Here is a 19,785-nt window from a genome sequence, read left to right on the forward strand (position 1 = left end):
TCAGAGACTAAAGAATATTTCGAGCAGTTTTTCTATAAAACAGTACTCCTAAGACCTGAATAAGCTGTCAACGCTTCATTCCGGGTTGTGCCCAAATCTAGAATAGGCTTCGGGTAGTTTATGCCCAATACTATTTTCGCTTCGGCCAAAATATTTTCAGGTGCTTCCCAGGGGGAGTGTATGTAGCGCTCAGGAAGCTTTGATAGCTCTGGAATATAGCGGCGAACATATTCCCCATGAGGGTCAAATTTTCGTCCCTGGATTATAGGGTTAAAAATACGAAAGTAGGGGGCCGCATCGGTACCGCATCCTGCCACCCACTGCCAACTGGCGCTATTAGACGCAAGATCGGCATCTACCAGAGTGTCCCAGAACCAGCGGGCGCCGTTATGCCAATGCTGACGTTGGTTTTTAACCAGAAATGAGGCGACGAGCATTCTGACTCTGTTATGCATATAGCCTGTTTGCCAGAGTTCCCGCATACCCGCGTCTATAATGGGGAATCCGGTCTGTCCCTGTTGCCAGTTTTGGCAGCTCTCTTTTTGATTCTGCCAGGGAAAGTGGTTGAATTTATGATTCAGGTTATCGTCGGTCATGGAGGGATTGTGATACAGCTGATAGTAAGAAAATTCCCTCCAGGCTAACTCTTTTAAAAAGGTGTCCAGTGGTTGTTCCAGGGATGCTATGGAACATTGTTGCTGGCTGTAATGCCAGATCTGCCTGGGCGAAATCTGCCCCCATCGAAGGTATGGGGAAAGATTAGAAGTTGCCTGTTCTGCGGGGTAATCTCTATCCTGATTATATGTCCTTAGCCGCTCGTCGGTAAATTTATGCAGCAGTGCCCATGCCGAATCTTCGGAGATGTCCCAGTGTTCAGTTATGCGGTCAGCCCAGGGGTGGCCTGGCAGAAGCCCCAGTTGATCTAGATTCACTTGATTACAGCTGTCCTCGCCAAAATAAAGTTGTAGCTTTGGTCTGGGAAGCGGAGCATCCGGCGGCTTAGCATTAAAACATCCTTTACGATAATAGGGGGTAAAAACTTTATAGGGAGTACCGCTCTGAGTATGAATTTCCCAGGGTTCCCAGAGAAGAGAACCGTTAAAACTGGCTACTTCTATTCCTTCCGTTAGCAGTCGCTCTTTAATATAAGTATCACGGCCGATTGCATGGGGCGTATAGCAGCGATTCCAGACAACCGTTTTAGCACCTGTTTCTTTAATCAGCTTAATTAAGATGTTTAATGGTTCCCCCTGAAACAGCTTCAGACCACCTGTTAACTGGTGATTTAAGCTATGTAGACTGTGATGGAGCCAGCATCGACTGGCTGCGCCAGGGTTCCACTCAGAGTTGTCGGATCTGTCGTCTATAAAAATGGGAATCACAGACCCTTTCTGCGCTGCGAAGAAAAGCGCAGGGTTATCTGCGAGTCTGATGTCCTGTCTGAACCATACAATGATTGGGCTAGTCATAATAAAACCTAGAGTAGATTTCTTAACCCTAAATGGGTTGGGTAGGGTTCCAGGTATCTCTGAGTACGGATGTATACACTGCCGTTCTGATTTATATAGTGCGAGAGCAGTGTCATAGGGGTTATCAGGTTAATATCCCCAATTCTGTATTGCTCAAAGACCTTTAAGATTTCCCTACGGGCCTTGCTGTCTACGGATCGTTTCAGATAGCCCATGATATGCTGCATAACGTTACAGTGTGAACCTCTGGAGGCAGGTGTTTTTATAGCTTCCATGAATTGCTGGTGGTAAGTTGTCAACAAGGCTTCTAATGGCTCCAGATGAGCTTCAGCCAGCATTTTTCCTAGTGTTTTATAAGCCGTTTGATTGTGTGCCATCAGAAGATATTTATAGCTGCTATGAAACTGAAGCAGGTTGTGAAGGCTGGGCTGTTCCAGTACTTCTGTTCTTAAATTGTGATGCGCGAATACCCGCATCACAAAATTCTCTCTCAAACGGGGGTCATTTAACCGTCCATCTTCCTCAATAGGTAGGTTGGGGTAGCGCCCCATTAAAGCTTTAGCAAACAGGCCCGATCCTCTCTGAGCATGAGGGTAGCCTGAACTCTGATAGATTTTCACCCGTTCCATGCCGCAACTGGGAGAGTCCTTCTTCAGTATGAATCCATCCAGCCCGTTACATCTTTCAAGTATCGGCTCAATGGCATCTGTTAATTGTTCGGTGAGATCCTGTTCCTGATCTTTCGTATAGGTCAGCGTTGGATTATCAGGTTCGCCTATCAGGCGCATCGTAGGGCGGGGGATACCGAAACCAGCTGCCACTTCGGGGCAGAATGCCTGATAACTAAAATGCGATGCTAATTGGTTACGGCAAATTTTTGATTGGCTGTGCCCGCCGTTAAAACGGACTTCTTCGCCCATAACGCATGCGCTTATGCCAACTGGAATATCGATTATCTCGTTTATCCTGTTCATCTCTTCTCACCATCGCCAGAGTATTTAAAGCTTCTTACGTCGGTCATTTAAAAACGGATCACTCTATAACGGATGGCAAACAATGGAATTGGAGGGGCGATGATAAGGCGGGGAATATTCTTGACTAAAATGCTAGGTTTTATATAATACCCTACTGATTGACTCGGGTAATAACTGATTTGTATTTTGAGTCTGCTCTCTCACTCAGATAAATTTTACAGTTATGTGTTTCCGATGATGTTCAACTGCTGTGGCCAATTTTTTCATTCAAAGCTTTGAATAGAGATTGTCCTTTTTAGAGCCGCTGTGTTTACAGCGGCTTTTTTTTCTTTATGCTTTGTTAGACCCTAGTCAACTAGTTACTTTCACAGGCGCCAGCTTGTATGGCCGTTAGGGCGATAGTGAATACAATGTCGTCTACTAATGCGCCTCGGGAAAGATCATTCACTGGCTTTCGCATTCCCTGTAACATCGGGCCGATACTGATAACATCCGCGCTTCTCTGTACCGCTTTATAGGTGGTATTGCCTGTATTCAGATCCGGGAATATAAAGACTGTTGCCTGGCCTGCGACGTTGCTGTCGGGAGCCTTAGACTTAGCTACGCTCTCCATCACCGCAGCATCATATTGCAGTGGACCATCGATCAGTAGATCAGGGCGTTTTGCCCGGGCGATTCGGGTAGCTTCCCGAACTTTATCGACGTCAACGCCCTGACCAGAAACACCGGTGGAGTAACTGATCATCGCGACACGGGGGGGGATCCCGAACGCGGTTGCTGAATCTGCAGACTGAATGGCGATATCAGCAAGTTGCTCTGCGTTAGGGTCGGGGTTGATAGCGCAGTCACCGTAGATCAGTACCTGTTCCGGCAGACACATGAAGAAAATTGACGAGACAAGGTTGCAGCCAGGCGCAGTTTTAATCAATTGCATCGGCGGACGAATAGTATTGGCGGTGGTATGAACTGCGCCACTGACCAAACCATCCACATGATCCATTTCCAGCATCAGAGTGCCAAGAACCACATTGTCCTGTAACTGTTCTTCAGCGATGATCCCGGTCATCCCTTTGTGGCTGCGAAGCTCAATCAACCGGTTAATATAATCTTTACGGATCAACTCAGGATCATGAATAAGGACATTGTCATTCAGCAACACTCCCTGGTTTTTGGCGATCTGAATAATCTCTTTTGCGTTGCCTAATAATACGCAGCGAGCAATTCCCCGCTCAGCGCAGATCGCGGCGGCTTTAACGGTGCGAGGTTCGTTTCCTTCAGGAAGGACGATGATCTTATTTGCCTGGCGGGCACGGTTTATCAGTTGGTAACGGAATGCAGGAGGAGAGAGGCGTCGTTGATAGCTGTTATCGACCAGGGTAGTTAGCCAGTCCCGATTGATATGGGTAGCAGTCGCTTCCTTTATATCCCGGATACGAGCCTCATCATTGGGGCGGGTTTCCTGGTTAAGCTGGGTCATTGCAATGGCGGTTTGCCAACTATCTTGTTCAATGCTGAGAATCGGCAAACCGGTTTTGCAAGCCCCTGCACAGAGTTTCAATACCGCGGCAGAGGGCATAAAGCCGCCGGTGAGAACCAGAGCTGCGAGCTCGATTCCATTTACAGCAGCCATACAGGCAGCGACGATCATATCGTCTCGGTCACCGGGGGTAATAATAAGTGAGCCTGGGCGCAACTCGTTAACGGCGTTTGCGACGGTTCGGGCGCACATGGTGATACGGGTCACCCGGCGTGTTTTGATTTCACCGGTGTTGATAACTGTCGCATTCAGGTGTTGGGCAATATCCCTGACTCTGGGAGTGATCAGGTCACGATTCCAGGGGATGCAGCCGAGTAAACGGAACTTGTCATTGAAAATGGTCGCGTGCTCACGGATAACCTCTTCGGTAAGGCTGTGAGTAACGGTGCCGCTGGTGCCAAGAAAAGGTTGCATATAGCCTTCCCGGTTAACCGGAGCCCCCAGCTTACTGATGATGCAGCCCAGTAACTTCTTGTTCTTAACTCCGCCGTAAGCACGGGCAGTAATATCGATATGATCTTGCAGGGCTTCAATGCTGTCGTTACCCGGTGCCGCAACCAGTACAACCTGAGCATCCAGTGCCTTGGCGATCTCTTTGTTTATGCGGGTCGCGTATGGCTGGCTTTCGGTATGCACCATCCCTTCAATAATGACGACTTCATTATCACCGGGCAGACTTTGTTCATAGCGGGCGACTATTTGTTCGAGTAACTGATCACCCTTGTCCTGGCTGACGAGATGTTCCGCTTCGCGAATCGCCACAGGTTCAGCGATGGCAGAGCTACAGTCGCCTTCCAGCATCATGATAGAGCTATCTTTGCCACTGCCGTTGCCCTGAGCGATAGGTTTAAAGAAGTGAACTTTAATACCTTGTCGGTTCATTGCTTGAAACAGGCCTAATACAGCGGTGGTAAGTCCGGCGCCGACGCCTGTCGGTGCGAGAAGTAATGCTTGAGACATCAGAGTTCCTTAGGGTCTTTAACGACCGGTGTTCATCCCGGCACTTTAAGCGGGTATTGAATCATATTAGTAAAAAAAGGAACCAGATTTAGAAGTGTTTTTATTGACTGGTATGACGAGCAATTCTACGGGGTTGATCTGAGAAATTACAGTTATTCCTCTGTGCTTGGGATATTTGTTGATTAGGCTCAAGTCTGTCTAAGGTCTTCGTTGTAGTGTAAACACAAAGTTAAGGGCTCGATATCGTTATATTTTCAATTAATTCAATGTAGCCCGTTTGGGGTGTGGTAGTAAGGCTAAAATTTTGGTTGGTGTTTTGTTTGTAATATTGAACGGCTTCATCCCCTGAAAGGGGTAGGTCTGATTGGAAACAGTATTCAACGCAATATGCTGACTTTAATGAGTACTTTATATTTATTGATTAGTGTCATTAAAACAAGGGATTAGGGTTGATTTACGTTGCTTTTGCTGCGCCGCAGCAAGTCGGGTTGTATATAGTGTAAAGTTCACCGGGTATAGCCTTGCTGGTGGTTTCTTGACCAGTGGCTTCTTTCTATTTATAAAAAATGGTGTTAAAAATAACGAACACTTACCCGCTAAGAGGTAGGCGAGTTATCAGGACGCTTACGGCTGTTTCTAGTGAAGAGGATAGCCGTGAGTTTACGAAGACCTTAGCCATCAGAATATACAATAAAAGGAAGACGATAGTGAAAAGAAGAGATCTGCTTAAAGTTGCTGCTACTGGTATTGCTGCTGCCCCATTGGCCCTGTCCTCTACAACTGCACAGGCAGGTGATTCGGTTCGTCTGCGGATGCAGACTCTGTATGGAACAGAAACTGACGACCTGTACAAAGAATTTGCTAACGATGTAAAAACAGTTTCTAACAAGACTGTACGTATCCAGCGTTTCCGTGGTTCTGAACTGGTTCCTAATGACCAGATGCTGGATGCGGTATCTAAAGGAACTCTGGATATGTGCCAGGGTTATGCAGGATACTGGGCCGGTCAACTTGATATTGCTAAGATCGAGTCTGGTATTCCAGGTGCCTGGACTACCTATGATGAGGCTATCTATCTGCATCAAAAACAGGGTCTGACGGCTCTTCTGGAAGAAGCTTACGCAGAGAAGGGTGTAAAATACCTGGGTGCTATTTTCGGTGGTCCATATGACCTGCTGACAACTAAGCCTGTAAACAGCATTGAAGACCTGAAAAAGATGAAGATTCGCGCAACCGCTACTGTTGCAGGAATTCTAGAAAAATTCGGTATCCCTACCGTATACCTGCCAAGCCAGGAGCTATATATTGCCCTGTCTACTGGTGCTATCGATGGTGTTATTTATGGCGGTTCTCTAGAATATAAAGCGCTGAAATTGCACGAATCTGCTAAGTACTACACTCACCTGAACATGATCAACCCTGGCTATGCCGATGGTATGTTGATCAACATGAAGAAGTGGGACTCTATGTCAGAAGATCAGCAGAAAGCTATCGAACTGGCTACCGAAAAGCACGGAAAGAACATGCATGCCTGGAATGTAAATGGCTGCCTGGATGTAAACGGCGAAGGAATCTTTGAGTTTGCTTCTCTGCCTGAAGCGGATTCTAAAGCACTGACGGCTGCAGCAATGGACGTATGGAAAGAGGAAGGAGCCAAGTCGCCACGTAATGCCAAAGCAATTGAGGCGATCACAGCGACAGCTAAGGCTACCGGGAGAGTTTAATGTCAAAACTTTCTCAATATCTTGCTTTTCAAGACAGGGTATCTGAGTGGGTCGGCCGGACCTTCTGTTGGTTGTGTCTGGTCATGATTGCAGTGCTTTGCTACGAGGTGGCGGCGCGTTATTTGTTTAACAGCCCCACCTCGTGGGCACACGAATCGACAACTATGCTGTACGGTACTTTCTGCATTCTGGCGGGTGTTTATACGCATAAACACCATGGCCATGTTCGCAGTGAAGTTATCTATAACTTGTTCCCTGAACGGGTTCGTGCAGCATTGGATGTGATTACCGGTGTAATCGGTTTGGTTGTGTTTTCAGTGTTTTTCTACATATCCTTTAATTTCGCTGCCGATTCCTGGGCGATTGGAGAGGTTTCGTCGAAAAGTACCTGGGGGCCGGTCGTATACCCATTCAAGTCTGTGATCCCTCTGGCTGTTGGCCTGATGATTTTACAGAGTATTGCTGCGCTAATTCGCAGTGCAATGATTGTTATCGGGATGCAGCCAGAACCACAGGTTTGATGCTGGTTATTGTCCTGATTATAGCTCTGTAACTCCCTCTGTCTGACCGGTAAATAGTGTCTTTTTCCGGTCAGACCTTCAATAAAGCAAAGGTGTTTTTGTGTTAGATCTAGATCCTTTATTGGTTACCTTTGGCATGTTTTTCACTATGCTGATTCTGTTGGCAATAGGTGCTCCCTTAACCTGGGCCCTGCTAACAGTGGGTGTAGGCTCGGCATATTTTCTATGGGGACCGGCTGGCCTTGAACTGCTAGCGACCAGTTCTTTCTCGGCAATGGATAACTTCCTGCTGGTAGCACTGCCTATGTTTATCTTCATGGGACTTATGTTACAGCGTTCGGGTATTACCGATGACCTGTTTGACATGATCAATAAGCTCATGGGTGGTATCCCGGGCGGTTTGGGCATGGGAACAGTGATTATCTGCGCGATTATTGCAGCGATGGCCGGAGTTTCCGGTGCCGCTACAGTTAGCTTAGGTATTATCGCTTTGCCGTCTATGCTTAAGCGTGGTTATGACAAGAAGCTTGTGACGGGCACGATTATGGCGGGCGGAGCATTAGGCTTTCTGATTCCGCCGAGCGTACTGATGATCGTCTATGCGTTTCTAGCCCGTGAATCCGTAGGTAAGCTGTTTGCAGCAGGTATGATGCCGGGCTTAATGCTAGCTGGCATCTATATGCTGTACATTTTCCTGTTCGCATTAAAGAACCCGGAAAAAGCACCGACGATCGCGTTGTCAGAGCGTCTTGGGGCAATAGATAAGATAAAAGCGTTGAAGGCATTAATTCTGCCAGGTGCGCTGATCACAACGGTACTAGGCTTTATTATTGGTGGTGTGACTTCACCTTCTGAAGCATCAGCTATTGGTGCAGCAGGATCGCTGCTGTGTGCTGCTATCTATCGCACTCTTAATGTGAAGATGCTGAAAGAAGTGCTGATGAGCACCACTCAGCTGATGGGTATGCTGTTGTGGATCACACTTGCTGCGGTATTCTTCAGTAAGGTCTATATTGGCCTGGGTGCTGGTATGTTGATTACTGAGCTGGTGGAAGACTCTAATCTGTCGCCTTACATGGTAATTGTAGCGATGTTGTTAACCTATTTCGTTCTAGGGATGTTCCTGGATGATTTCGCTATCGTCTTTATCACAGTGCCGTTGTTTGTGCCGATAGTGCAAGAGTTGGGCTTCGATACAGTATGGTTCGCAGTGCTCTTTATTATCAGTATGCAGACTGCCTATCTGACGCCCCCCTTCGGGTATAATCTATTTTATATGCGATCGGTGGCGCCGCCCTCGATTACGATCTATGACCTGTATAAGGCGGTAATTCCGTTTATTATTCTACAAGTTATTGGATTGACGCTGGTGGTTATCTACCCTCAGATTGCGCTTTGGTTGCCTAATCTGATATTTGGTTCGTAAAGATAATGTTTATCTGAATGGATTGATTTCAAAAAGCCGCTCTCTGAGCGGCTTTTTTGTTTGCTAATGACGGTGGGTAGAATGCATAGCTTTCAGCCAATGAATACCATCTTCTTCTGTGAGGAAAGTTCGGAAGTTGATACCGTGCATCATGGCGGACTGCTCAACAACGGTGTTTTCTTTGCGATTTTGAGTATCCATATCGACGTAGGCTATCGCCAGTTCAGGCCAGATCCACTTCTGCACCCCTTCGACAATATTAAAAGTGTCCATGATGTTGCGAACACCAGTCAGATGGAACACTGCGAGTATCTGGTTAAATCCTTTCTCACGACATAGCGTGGCGACGCCTTGCCACATGTTTAATGATTCCTGAGTTACATCGGACTCGGTTCTTGAACCATGTACTTCAATTCGAAGATAGTCACCGCATTCCGTGATGGTGAACTGATAGGCCATAAAATAATTCCTCTTTCCTTGAGTGGTTATTCAAGCACATGTTTTTCATTTTAGAAATAAGCAGTCAGAAATTAATGCCAATGATCCGATAACTATATCCAATTCAGCTTGAATCATGAGGGGTGTTAGAAGTGCATTGGAGCGAGAAGTAAGAGTACAAAAACAAACGGAAGTCGTTCTGTTTATGCAATGCTATTGAGAGCCCTGTATGCCACAGGGCTTATAGTTGCTTGTACTTATGAGGTGCTCTTAAGTAGCTATGTGCTATTTGGTTGCTGGAGGTTTCAGGTAGTTAGTTAACGGGTCGGGTGGTGAGTCCGCTGTTACCATCCGTAGTGAGTCAATAAACAGATGGAACATCTCTGCCTGAGAATTAATATCCAGCTTCGCGTAGATGTTTTTGCGGTGATGTTTGATAGTTTCAGGACTGATTTCAAGCTTCTCAGCGATGTATTTTACCGCATACCCACGCAGTACTAGCTGAAGTATTTGTGTTTCTCTCTGAGTGAGCACTGAACTACCGAAATTACTTAGGGCACATTCAAGGTGCGAGTCCAGGAAGTGTTCTTTCTGTTCATTCTGCGAGCCGGTCCACCATTTCAGCAGAATCGCCTCGACGGTTGAGAATATACGCTGAATAAGTGCTTGCTGGGCTAGGGTGAATTTGGGTTTGTCATCCTGACGGCTAATAGAAACCTGAATGCTGGCATTCTCAGTCGGAACGATCAGGCAGATCTCGTCACCAAAATTAACCAGACGATAGTAGACCCGGTAGAACTCACTCTGTTTGAATGCTCCAGGTGCGACATCTGTAAGGCTGTAAACACCTTCGGCCGGACCGTCTACTGCCAGGCGATAAAATGGATCAAGCAGATAAGCGCTTTCGAGGTAATGATCGATATGGGTACGAGGGTCTTCACCTTTACGCCGCTTTCGAAATGGGCAGTATGGATGACTATTCGCCGGATAGACGATTAGCGTACTGCCATCGGCATCAACAATCCTACGCATCGTATCCATCAGATTATCCAGAGCATCGTCGTTGACGCCATGGGTGATGATACCTGCAATAGCGTCATGCCACTGCATCAGCGGCTCTTTTGCTACGCGGTGATATTTTGATTCTGAACGTTGAGGCTTAGTCACAGGTCAGCAAACCTTAATTCGACATGATTTTAATGGCTAATTAAAGCCTGCTTTGACAGGGGAGGCAAGAGCCCGATTGTCTTAGGGCGAAAGAAGTGGATTTTTGCTATGTTGTATCGTTTTCTGGACGATTTCACTGCTACAGCGTCCCCAATCGGCGATGCGAGTCTGCGAGTGGCTCGGCGTCGCTTCGTAACTTGATAGATCGGAGTCATATTATGGCTTTGTTATAACGCAAAAGTCGCTTTCATAATTTCCGGCATTCGTCAGACGTAAACGATTTTTTAAATAAAACGTAAGAAAGAATCACCGTTAAGGCCTTGTAGTCTTTGATAAAAAAGCATGAAATGCAGAGAGCTTTCCTCTCTGGAAACGATGGGGATCTGTTTATTTATGATTTCGGCGTATAGGTGGGTATATGGGGTATTGGTATTTGGCCATAGCGATTGGGGCTGAAGTGATGGGTACTATCGCTTTAAAGGCGTCAGATGGATTTAGCAAACCCGTTGCAACGATGCTTTGTGTGATCGGTTACTTAATCGCTTTTTATTTTCTCTCGCTGGTACTTAAAACTGTACCTGTAGGTATCGCGTATGCGATATGGGCGGGGATGGGGATCGTATTAATAGCGTCTATCAGTGCGGTGATTTATAAAGAGATACCAGACCTACCGGCTGTTATCGGTATGCTGTTGATCGTTGTCGGTGTTGGTATTATCAATGTGTTCTCTACAAGCGCTGCCCATTAAGCTTTTTTATTGATGGAGTTGCTGTAGCAGCCACTTCAAACTAGGGTCATTTGCATAGAGAGGGTGGTGTAGGGTTACCATCTCTATTTGTGGAATACCTTTTGGTGGTGCTACTAGTTTTACCGGCAACATCTCTGTAAATAGCCGGGCCATCTCCAGAGGTAACGTCATGATGGCATCCGTTGCGGCAACTATCCGGGCGCCCGCCATATAGTTCACAGTACGCGCGATATCATTTCTTTTTAACTGCTGAGATTCCAGCCAGTGATCTATCTGGTTTGAGCTTACGCCTGTCAGATCAGTAAATAATACGTGTTTAAGCTGACAGTACTGTTCGACAGAGAGCCTATCTTTGACCTGTTTGTTTTGGTTGGCTGCAAGGCAGGCCAGAGGTTCCTGTTGCCAGGAACGGCTGATAAGCAATGGGTCAACAGGCTGGCTGCTGTCGAGCCCTGCGATCAGATCAATTTCGCGGCTTTCCAATCGCTCAGTAGTACCTGATTCACTAATCATCTCTATCTCTATACGTATTCCGGAGGCGATCTGCTGAAGCCGCTGCATTAGTGGAGGCAGGGTAACCGCTTCGAAGTAATCGGTGCAGGCAATTGTAAAACAGTGGTCTGAGTCAGCGTGATCAAAGGGTTCAAGAGGTGCCAGACTGCGTTCGATAATGCGGATCGCCTGGCGGATATCCGGCAGCATCGCTTCTGCTCTTGGGGTTGGTTTCAGTCCGTTACCGGTTCTCACCAGTAGTGGATCATCCAGTTGTTGCCGCAGACGGTTTAGTGCATGACTCATGGCGGATTGGCTGAGAAACATTCGTTCGGCAGCGCGACTGACATGACACTCAGTCAGCAGTGCTTCCAGCAGGAGTAATAGATTCAGGTCGAACTGGCGCAGGGATTTCATCGCTTCACTCTACTTTTTCTAAGTATTAATTCTGTGCATGTAGATATTATAACTATGCATTTCAATAATTTCATGTGAGAAGGTACTCTGAATTCAATAACTGGAAATTAAACTGAGTTTTGAGGTGCATGATGTCTGATAAGCAAAATAATGTGGCCAATGCCGATCTTCCGATCTATGGCTCGTTAGGTATGACTTTTATGGAGTTTCCGGTTGTAAGTGATCTGACTTCATCTGATGCTGAAGTGGTTGTAGCCGGGGTGCCATTCGATCTTGCAACATCGGGTCGTTCCGGCGCCCGTTTCGGGCCGCAGGGAGTACGTCAGGCCTCATCTCAATTGATCTGGGAAGGGGCGCGTTGGCCCTGGCAGTTTGCTCTGGATGATCATCTAAAAGTGGCTGATTCCGGTAATGTGCTGTTTAAGCATGGAGAGCCGCAGACGATGGTGGATAATCTTCAGGCCCATATTAGTACTATTTTGGATTCTGGAAAATCCGCTCTGACCTTTGGTGGCGATCACTTTATCACTTTGCCGGTGTTACGTGCGTATGCTAAGAAGCATGGCCCGATGGCGCTAATTCACTTTGATGCCCACACCGATACCTATTCCGGTGGTACTAAATATGATCACGGGACGCTGTTTCATCACGCTGTCGAAGAGGGGCTAGTCGATACCGAACACTCAATTCAGATCGGTATTCGTACCGCTTATGATCTCGATGGCCATCCGTTTGAGGTACTGGATGCTGCCTGGGTAGGTGATCATGGTCCCAGGGCTATTCTCGAACGTATCCATGCGCGTGTCGGTGATAAAAAAACCTATGTGAGTTTTGATATTGATGGTCTCGATCCGTCCTGTGCCCCTGGTACTGGGACCCCTGTCGCAGGTGGTATGACGATGGATTGTGCCTTAAAAGTAATCAGGGGATTGCAGGGCTTAAATTTAGTAGGAATGGATGTTGTGGAAGTGGCGCCTGCCTATGATCATGCCGAGATTACTTCGCTGGCCGGAGCAACTCTGGCGTTGGAATACCTCTATGTACTGGCAGCCAACAAAATGCCTTAGTAGACCTTTTTAGTATCTTCTTTGTTTTCTTTGAGCTTTGGCTGCTACCTTTCTTAGGCGCAGCCTTTTTTATTATTGCAGATGCTGGTCAATAATTGGCTGCAAGCGGGTGAGTCCAGTATCAATCTGCGTCTCAGTGTAACCGGAGAAACCTATAACCAGGCCGCTGAGAGGTGGCTGTTTATCATAATAATAGGATAACGGGCGAAGCCCGAGGCCTACAGTATTCGCTTGTTCTACAATCGCTTTGTCATCCGTGCCCGGCGGGAGTAGAAATACCCCGTGCATTCCGCCGTCGCTGGGCTCCCATACTAACTGATTGTTAAACCTTTTCTCGATCTGTTGCAGCAAGTATTCGCGACGGGCTTTGTAGAGTTTGCGCATTCGTCGCAGGTGACTGGCAAACAGGCCCCGTGACATAAAGTCTGCTAAAGCTAGCTGGGGCAGTGAAGAGAGGCCGCCGTCGAGAAATCCGCGCATCTGGTTGAAGGAGGGTACTAAAGCTGGTGGGAGCACCAGATAGCCGAGTCGGATTGCGGGATGTAGAATGCGACTAAAAGTGCCTGAATAGATCACAGAGTGCTCTCCATCCAGCCCCTGAAGCGCCGTAAGGGGCGGCCCGTCAAAACGGAACTCACTATCGTAGTCATCTTCAATAATACAACTGCCGTGCTGTCTGGCCCATTGGAGGAGCTGTAGGCGGCGTTCAAGGCTCAGGGTGTAGCCCATTGGGAAGTTACGTGAAGGGGTAATGAAGGCGAGGCGTGCATCTTGTTTATCGGTCAGTGCGATATCAGTGCGGAAGCCTTGTCGGTCGATCGGCACTGAAACTTTGATTCCTCCAACAGTACTGATCGCACCGTCGATACCGGGAAAACCAGGGTCTTCGACCAGTACTTTATCACCGGGATTGATGAGCATAGAAAAGGCCAGTTGCATTCCCTGCTGTGAACCGGAGCAGATCATTACCTGTTCAATATCACAGTGTATTCCTCGGCTGGCATTGAGGTAATTTACTATTTCCTGTCTCAGTTTGGGTTCCCCCATAAAGCTGCGTCCGCCACTGAATTTCATCTGTTTCCCAGCGTGACTGACTGAGCGCTGCCACTCGGGCCAGGGGAATTGGTCCAGAGCAGGGCTTGCAGGCAGTAATAGTTGCTGATTACTTTGGTGGTAAAGAGGGCGAATCTGCTGAAGTAATTTGCTCTTGTCGGACAGCTTGATCGGCCTAAGGTCAGGGCGATGGTTTTTCTGTATTGCTTTTTTGCTGAGGGATAGCTGCGTAGAGATATAGCTTCCATCACCCTGTCGGGTTTCGATATAACCCTCTGCCTGCAGCATCTCATAGACTTGTTTTATGGTGTTGCGGGATAGATTCAGCAGCTCTGCCAGCTCACGGCTGGAAGGAAGACGGCTATCTGCAACCAACTCTCCGCAAAGAATCTGTTGCTGCATGTAGTTAAATAGTGCCCGGTATCGGGGTCGTTGAGATTCATCCTGTTCCAGAAAGGGGGTAAATAGTTTTGAGTAGACCTGTTTCTTATAGTTTGGCTTAATCAAATTGGGCCTTAATAATATGTATAAATTGGATCTTAAATAGATCCACTATAGCGGTTAACCTTGGCCTGTCGCAAATTTAAACAGCGTTAAGGGCAAGGTTATGAGTGAGATAAGGGTGACGGAGCGGACCCGGGTAAAAAGGGGGCGTAAAATAGCCAGCTATGATCGAGGCGTAGTTAATAATGTTATTGATGAATCCTGGGTATGCAATATTGGCGTCAGCGTGGATGGAGAAGCGATGGTGCAACCCAGCTCCCACTGGCGAATTGGCAATGAGATTTATCTACATGGCTCGGTTAAAAATGGTCTGTTTCAGACGGTGATGAAGGGGCAGACTATATGCATTACGCTGTGTATTTTGGATGGACTGGTGTTTTCCCGTTCTGCTTACCATCATTCAGTTAATTTTCGCTCAGTGGTTATCTATGGTAAAGGTCGGTTGGTTGATGATGCTGATGAGAAACGCGCTGCGCTGGACGCTATGTTAGATAAATATAGTCCAGGCCGTTCGGCAGAAGTGCGTCCGCCGAATGAAACAGAGATGAAGGTGACAGGGGTGTTTGCTTTTCCAATCGAAGAGGTTTCTGCCAAGGTTTCCACCGGCGGGCCAAATGAGGAACCGGAAGATATGGATCTGGATATATGGGCGGGGGTTAAGCCGGTGACGACGGTGGTCGGTAATTTAATTCCCGATTAAAGCGTAGAGATCGGCATAGGTATCATTGACATAAGGCTCCCTGTTTCGCCTATACTGCCTGTAATAGAAATAGGGGGTCTAATGTTTCTTCGAGGAAAATCATCGTTAGCTTTGTTAGTCGCTTTTATATTGGTTGTATTAACCGGCTGTAGCTCTCTGCAGGGCTTAGATGTTTCTGTGAAGGATAATCCTCAGTTGGCTAAACAGAAGTTTAGGGCGGGGTTGGATGTCACTCAGGGAAAAGGTACCGAGCAGGATTACAAAGAGGGTGTAGAGCTTTTTAAGGATGCCGCACTGAATGGCTCGGCAAAAGGTGCGTACCTGGCCGGAATGTCATATCTCACAGGACGTGGTGTTGCTGTTAACTACGCTGAGTCAGCGATATGGCTGGATTTGGCCGCTCAAAAAGATCACCCGGCTGCGTTATATGAGCTGTCTGTTCTCTACATGAATGGACGCGGTGTTGAAAAGAGCCGTCTGTGGGCAGGATATCTGTTGAGTCGAGCGGCTGACCTTGGGCATAAACAGGCAATGTTTGATCTGGGGGTAGTCTATGCACGTGGTCTGGGTCTTCCCCAAAATCTTGCTGTTGCCTGGTATTGGTTTGCTCAGGCGGAAAAACAGGGTGTAGCGCTTTCAACAGAACTTAAACGAAGAATGTACGCCAAGACTAATGCAGGTTCCCGCGGAACAGCTCGTCGTTTGATGAGTTATCGTTCGGGTGATATAGACCGTTCGACGACTTTGTTTCTTCAGCTTCGGCTATCAGCGTTAGACTACTCACCAGGCCCTGCTGATGGCATCTGGGGGCAGAAAACAAAGGTTTCTTACCGCCGGTTTACGCAAAAGGAGTTTTTGCTGAGTGATCTGGAGATCAATTGGCACAACCTGCAGATGATTAGAGATTATTAAGACCCGAGCAAAGTAAAGGATCAGACGTTAAGTCTCGGCGTTTTCTGGGTCAGCTTCTGAATTGTTGTCTGTTTCGGCGTCCGGCGCCGATTCAATACCTAATAAAGCATCTACTGCGCTAACCACTTCTTCGTTGAGTTCTTTATTAGCGGCCTGCCCAAGAATTTCAATTGCGGTTTGTTCCAGATCTGCGCGCTCTTCTTCGCTAATTGCATCTCGTGCTGCGTTTACCGCCGCTTCATACTGGCCCAGTAAGCCTACCGCAGAGTTGGGTGACGCATTGGCCCTTGCTGTTGCTGATGCATGGGCTGCATTCAGTCGTCCGAGCTTAGCTGAAACTGCTTTATGATCATTTCCCAGTCCATTATTACTGCTAAATCCCTTATTAGCAGATTTGTTCGACTTGCCCTGCACGCTATTACCCAGACCAAATGCGTTACCATTACCCTTACTATTTCCGCCAGCGTTACTGCTGTTACCACCGCCGTTACCACCGCCGTTACCACCGCCGTTTCCACCACCGTTTCCACCACCGTTTCCACCGCCGTTTCCACCACCGTTTCCACCACCGTTTCCACCGCCGTTTCCACCGCCGTTTCCACCGCCGTTTCCACCGCCGTTTCCACCGCCGTTTCCACCGCCGTTTCCACCGCCGTTTCCACCACCGTTTCCACCACCGTCGCCTTTCGCCAGAGCTATGCTCCCGAGATCCAGACCGGTCATTTGCTGAGTGATAACAGGTGAAACCGCCAAAGTGACAGCGAGAGTTGTTGCGTTAAGAAGGGGAAAAGCTGCTTTAAGGTGCATGGAGGTTACCTTTGTATACCTATATCCATTAGCCTACTGGGGTTATTGCATTGTTACAAATGAAAATTATTCCACCCGGTTACTGCTTCGCTCAATGATGTTACAGAAGTACTTAACCAGCAGTGGGTCGTGTTTAGTGCCTGATTCCATCTCGATCGTATCGATAATATACCGGTGGCTTCGTCCTTCATGGTAAGCGCGGGTATACGCCATAGCGTCATAGCTGTCGACGATGCTGATGATGCGGGCACCTACCGGAATAGCTTCTCCTGAAATTTTGTCAGGATAACCGCCACCATTAAAGTGTTCATGGTGGTGACGGATAATGTGCGCGGTTTGAGAGGCGCCATCCAGTTCGGTTGATAATACGATCTGTTCACCGATAATCGGGTGCTGGTGCATCATTTTCCAATCATCTTGATCGAGTATGCCAGGCTTCATCAGAATTCTATCTGGAATGCCGATTTTTCCAATGTCATGAAACTTTGAACTAATGCGCAGAGCGCTTATATCATCCTCTGATAGCCCCGCTGCTTTAGCCAGTTCAGTTGCCATCGTTTGTACCCGATCGGAATGCTCCAGTGTTGACTGATCCCTGAAGCCCAGTGCTGTTGCTAGTGCTTTGGTACGAATCTCTAAGGCTTGATAAGTGAATTTCTCAGTCGGGCTCATTCCAGTTCCTAGTGTAATCGACCTGATTGTCGTACCGCTTTACTAGCGAAAGTATTTTGTCGCTCTGTCTCAATTTCTGAGAGAGTCTTTACTAGCATAAACAGATGCTATTTTAATATGTTTGGAGCGTTGTTGGCATTTATCCTAGTGCTAACCATATGCCGACCCCTATCATAAGAGAACCGGCAATTCTGTTCATCAGTTTTACATTGCCACGATCCAGTAGCAGATGGCGCAGGGCTTTACCTCCGCTGGCGTAGATTAATAGACAGCTAAACTCTAACAATAAAATCATCGCTATGAGTATTGAAAGCTGAGGGGCAAGCGGCTGATTCTGGTCCAGAAAGGGTGGCAGCAGGGTGACAAAGAATGCCCAGCCTTTGGGGTTGGCTATAGCAGTAATGAAACCGTTAAGGGCTAACTGAAAATTACCCTGTTGTTTTACTTCTGATCCCGGCTCTGGCATCACTAGTTTGCCTTTCGACTGCCACATCTGAATACCTATCCAGCCCAGATAGGCTCCACCGCCGAGCTTCAAAAAGATGAAGGCTTCGGGGAATTGCAGCATGAGGGCAGCGACACCAATAGCGGCGGCTGTGGCAACCAGACCTACTCCAATCAATTCACCCCACATCATATGCAGACTGCGCCGCACACCGATGGACATACCTAGGCTTAATGCCAGCGTCATGCACATACCCGGAGTGATAGAGACGAAGAAAAACGTAGGTATGAAAATAGAGAGTATAGCGACTGACATCCATGCCTCAGAAATCGATAATTAAAGCGGGAGTTTACTCTTTCATTAGGCAATAAAAAAGGCCACCCGATAAAGTCGGTGTGGCCCTAATCAGGCAGAAGAAGGGGATCTGTACGTGCCTGATTCAATGGTGAACGATTTTTAGAAAGTACGCGATACGCTTAACAGCAGAGTATTATCATTGCGGAATGCACCTGAATCGGTTTCATCAGCACTTTCGATGCTATTAAAGAGATAGGCTGCGGAAAGATCCAGACCTACTGCAGAGCCAGAGATGCCAATAGAATAGTCCTGGAAATCATTGATATCAGTGGTGCCATCCCAATAGTCGCCAGTGCTGTATCCGGCATGCAGATCTAAACTAACTTCCTCGGTCACCCCAACACTATAATCAGCGCTGTAGTACTGAGCAGACTCGCCTGTGTTAAAGAAATCATCGGAGTAAGCAAAGGTGAAGCCAAGATCGCCGTAGTACAGACCTAGTGCTAATTCGCCATACTCTGCATCAGAGTTGTAGCCAGGGTATGTATAGAACGCGTACGAAACGTCATAGCTCAAATCATCATTGATATCGTTACCATAGCCAACGTAGTAATCGATCTCCAGCTTCGCATCATCTTCAAAATCGACATTGCTGCCCCAGACGCCAGCATAAACGCCATTATCAAAAGCAACATCAAGACTTCCCTGTACGGCAGGGTCGCCAGCTGACTGTGAGATACCGCGGAAGCGGTAGTCATTAGTGAATGATACGGTACCGGACACTTCAGCCGCTTGAACTGTTGTTACTAGCGCCATAGAAGCAACCAGACCTGCAAAAATCTTTTTCATCGATTACACCCTGTTTTTTTTAGTATGAGTCTCGATTATCGGAAAACATGAGCTACTAAAGAAATACCTAGGGGTAGGTATCTACCAGGGGGTATATGACTGAGGGAATCGGTTAGATACCTCTTCGTATATATAGAGACCAGAGTGAAGGGCTACATATACTGTCACAAATACGATTGGGTGAGTGGCTGAGCCTCTTACCTTATTCTGATTACGGCGAGCCGTAGTTATTGAGACAGAGATTGTGGAGAAGAAAACTGATGAAAAGCTATTCTGAATGGAAGGCAATGAGTGAAACCCTGAGCCTCCATAATAAAGCTTATATCAATGGCGAGTTTCAGCCAGCAGTAAGTGGAGATACCTTCCCCTGTATCAACCCAGCGACGGAAAAGCTGCTAGCGGATGTGGCCAGCTGTGATGAGGCGGATGTTAATATTGCTGTGGCGCATGCCCGCGAAGTTTTCAGGTCTGGAGTCTGGTCTGAGATACACCCCAGGGAGCGCAAGAAGACGATGCAGAAGTGGGCTGATCTGATTGAACAGCACCAGGATGAGTTTGCCTTGCTTGATACCTTGGATATGGGTAAGTCTATCTCTGAGATGGTTA

The 19,785-nt window shown here is 47.4% G+C and carries 19 protein-coding genes; 8 read left to right on the plus strand and 11 right to left on the minus strand.

What is annotated here, in order from left to right; translation table 11 throughout:
* Positions 1-32: 32 nt before the first annotated feature.
* From QZZ54_RS17870 to pta, 3 genes are all read right to left on the minus strand, one after another.
* Positions 33-1,469 (minus strand): deoxyribodipyrimidine photo-lyase, encoded by a 1,437-nt coding sequence (locus QZZ54_RS17870; RefSeq protein WP_290705206.1) that lies wholly within the window; start codon positions 1,467-1,469, stop codon positions 33-35.
* Between the two features lie 8 nt (positions 1,470-1,477).
* A complete protein-coding gene (locus tag QZZ54_RS17875) occupies positions 1,478-2,443 on the minus strand; it encodes a DUF523 and DUF1722 domain-containing protein (RefSeq protein ID WP_290705208.1) in 966 nt (321 codons plus the stop codon).
* A 355-nt stretch (positions 2,444-2,798) separates the two neighbouring features.
* Positions 2,799-4,940, minus strand: coding sequence for a phosphate acetyltransferase (gene pta / locus QZZ54_RS17880; RefSeq protein WP_290705211.1), 2,142 nt, complete (start codon positions 4,938-4,940; stop codon positions 2,799-2,801).
* Between the two features lie 707 nt (positions 4,941-5,647).
* Between pta and dctP the strand changes: the two genes are divergently transcribed.
* The 3 genes from dctP (at position 5,648) to QZZ54_RS17895 (ending at position 8,611) form a co-directional block, all read left to right on the plus strand.
* Complete coding sequence (gene dctP / locus QZZ54_RS17885) at positions 5,648-6,664, plus strand: TRAP transporter substrate-binding protein DctP (RefSeq protein ID WP_290705214.1); 1,017 nt, start codon at positions 5,648-5,650, stop codon at positions 6,662-6,664.
* Positions 6,664-7,185 carry a TRAP transporter small permease subunit gene (locus QZZ54_RS17890; RefSeq protein WP_290705217.1) on the plus strand — a complete coding sequence of 174 codons (522 nt, stop codon included), beginning with the start codon at positions 6,664-6,666 and terminating at the stop codon, positions 7,183-7,185. The genes dctP and QZZ54_RS17890 overlap by 1 nt, the downstream gene beginning before the upstream one ends.
* Before the next feature lie 100 nt (positions 7,186-7,285).
* Complete coding sequence (locus QZZ54_RS17895) at positions 7,286-8,611, plus strand: TRAP transporter large permease subunit (RefSeq protein ID WP_290705220.1); 1,326 nt, start codon at positions 7,286-7,288, stop codon at positions 8,609-8,611.
* A gap of 63 nt (positions 8,612-8,674) precedes the next feature.
* Here QZZ54_RS17895 and QZZ54_RS17900 read toward each other — a convergent pair whose 3' ends face one another.
* Positions 8,675-9,070, minus strand: coding sequence for a hypothetical protein (locus QZZ54_RS17900; protein ID WP_290705223.1), 396 nt, complete (start codon positions 9,068-9,070; stop codon positions 8,675-8,677).
* Between the two features lie 264 nt (positions 9,071-9,334).
* A complete protein-coding gene (locus QZZ54_RS17905; RefSeq protein ID WP_290705226.1) occupies positions 9,335-10,216 on the minus strand; it encodes a helix-turn-helix transcriptional regulator in 882 nt (293 codons plus the stop codon).
* A 418-nt stretch (positions 10,217-10,634) separates the two neighbouring features.
* Here QZZ54_RS17905 and QZZ54_RS17910 point away from each other — a divergent pair, with 418 nt between their 5' ends.
* A complete protein-coding gene (locus QZZ54_RS17910; protein WP_290705229.1) occupies positions 10,635-10,964 on the plus strand; it encodes a multidrug efflux SMR transporter in 330 nt (109 codons plus the stop codon).
* Between the two features lie 6 nt (positions 10,965-10,970).
* On the opposite strand, the gene QZZ54_RS17915 is transcribed toward QZZ54_RS17910, so the two are convergent.
* Positions 10,971-11,873, minus strand: coding sequence for a LysR family transcriptional regulator (locus tag QZZ54_RS17915; protein WP_290705232.1), 903 nt, complete (start codon positions 11,871-11,873; stop codon positions 10,971-10,973).
* Positions 11,874-12,004: 131 nt separating this feature from the next.
* On the opposite strand from QZZ54_RS17915, the gene speB reads away from it, so the two are divergent.
* Positions 12,005-12,940: an agmatinase gene (gene speB / locus QZZ54_RS17920; protein WP_290705235.1), complete on the plus strand. Its 936-nt coding sequence runs from the start codon at positions 12,005-12,007 to the stop codon at positions 12,938-12,940.
* A 72-nt stretch (positions 12,941-13,012) separates the two neighbouring features.
* Here the strand turns inward: speB and QZZ54_RS17925 are convergent, their stop codons facing one another.
* Complete coding sequence (locus QZZ54_RS17925) at positions 13,013-14,500, minus strand: PLP-dependent aminotransferase family protein (RefSeq protein WP_290705238.1); 1,488 nt, start codon at positions 14,498-14,500, stop codon at positions 13,013-13,015.
* Between the two features lie 100 nt (positions 14,501-14,600).
* Here QZZ54_RS17925 and QZZ54_RS17930 point away from each other — a divergent pair, with 100 nt between their 5' ends.
* Positions 14,601-15,197 (plus strand): pyridoxamine 5'-phosphate oxidase family protein, encoded by a 597-nt coding sequence (locus QZZ54_RS17930; protein ID WP_290705241.1) that lies wholly within the window; start codon positions 14,601-14,603, stop codon positions 15,195-15,197.
* Between the two features lie 81 nt (positions 15,198-15,278).
* Complete coding sequence (locus QZZ54_RS17935; RefSeq protein WP_290705244.1) at positions 15,279-16,109, plus strand: tetratricopeptide repeat protein; 831 nt, start codon at positions 15,279-15,281, stop codon at positions 16,107-16,109.
* A 27-nt stretch (positions 16,110-16,136) separates the two neighbouring features.
* On the opposite strand, the gene QZZ54_RS17940 is transcribed toward QZZ54_RS17935, so the two are convergent.
* The 4 genes from QZZ54_RS17940 to QZZ54_RS17955 form a co-directional block, all read right to left on the minus strand.
* Positions 16,137-16,916 carry a hypothetical protein gene (locus QZZ54_RS17940; protein WP_290705247.1) on the minus strand — a complete coding sequence of 260 codons (780 nt, stop codon included), beginning with the start codon at positions 16,914-16,916 and terminating at the stop codon, positions 16,137-16,139.
* Between the two features lie 66 nt (positions 16,917-16,982).
* Entirely contained in the window at positions 16,983-17,588 is a 606-nt protein-coding gene (locus QZZ54_RS17945; RefSeq protein WP_290705250.1) for an HD domain-containing phosphohydrolase, read from the minus strand.
* A gap of 139 nt (positions 17,589-17,727) precedes the next feature.
* The gene (locus QZZ54_RS17950; protein ID WP_290705253.1) at positions 17,728-18,348 is read right to left on the minus strand and encodes a LysE family translocator; all 621 of its coding nucleotides are present in this window, start codon (positions 18,346-18,348) and stop codon (positions 17,728-17,730) included.
* A gap of 141 nt (positions 18,349-18,489) precedes the next feature.
* Positions 18,490-19,179 carry a TorF family putative porin gene (locus tag QZZ54_RS17955; protein ID WP_290705256.1) on the minus strand — a complete coding sequence of 230 codons (690 nt, stop codon included), beginning with the start codon at positions 19,177-19,179 and terminating at the stop codon, positions 18,490-18,492.
* 260 nt (positions 19,180-19,439) lie between these two features.
* Between QZZ54_RS17955 and QZZ54_RS17960 the strand changes: the two genes are divergently transcribed.
* Positions 19,440-19,785: aldehyde dehydrogenase family protein (locus tag QZZ54_RS17960; RefSeq protein WP_290705259.1), on the plus strand; the 346-nt coding region annotated here is incomplete at its 3' end.

The organism is Amphritea sp. (assembly GCF_016744155.1).
Classification (GTDB): Bacteria; Pseudomonadota; Gammaproteobacteria; order Pseudomonadales; family Balneatricaceae; genus Amphritea.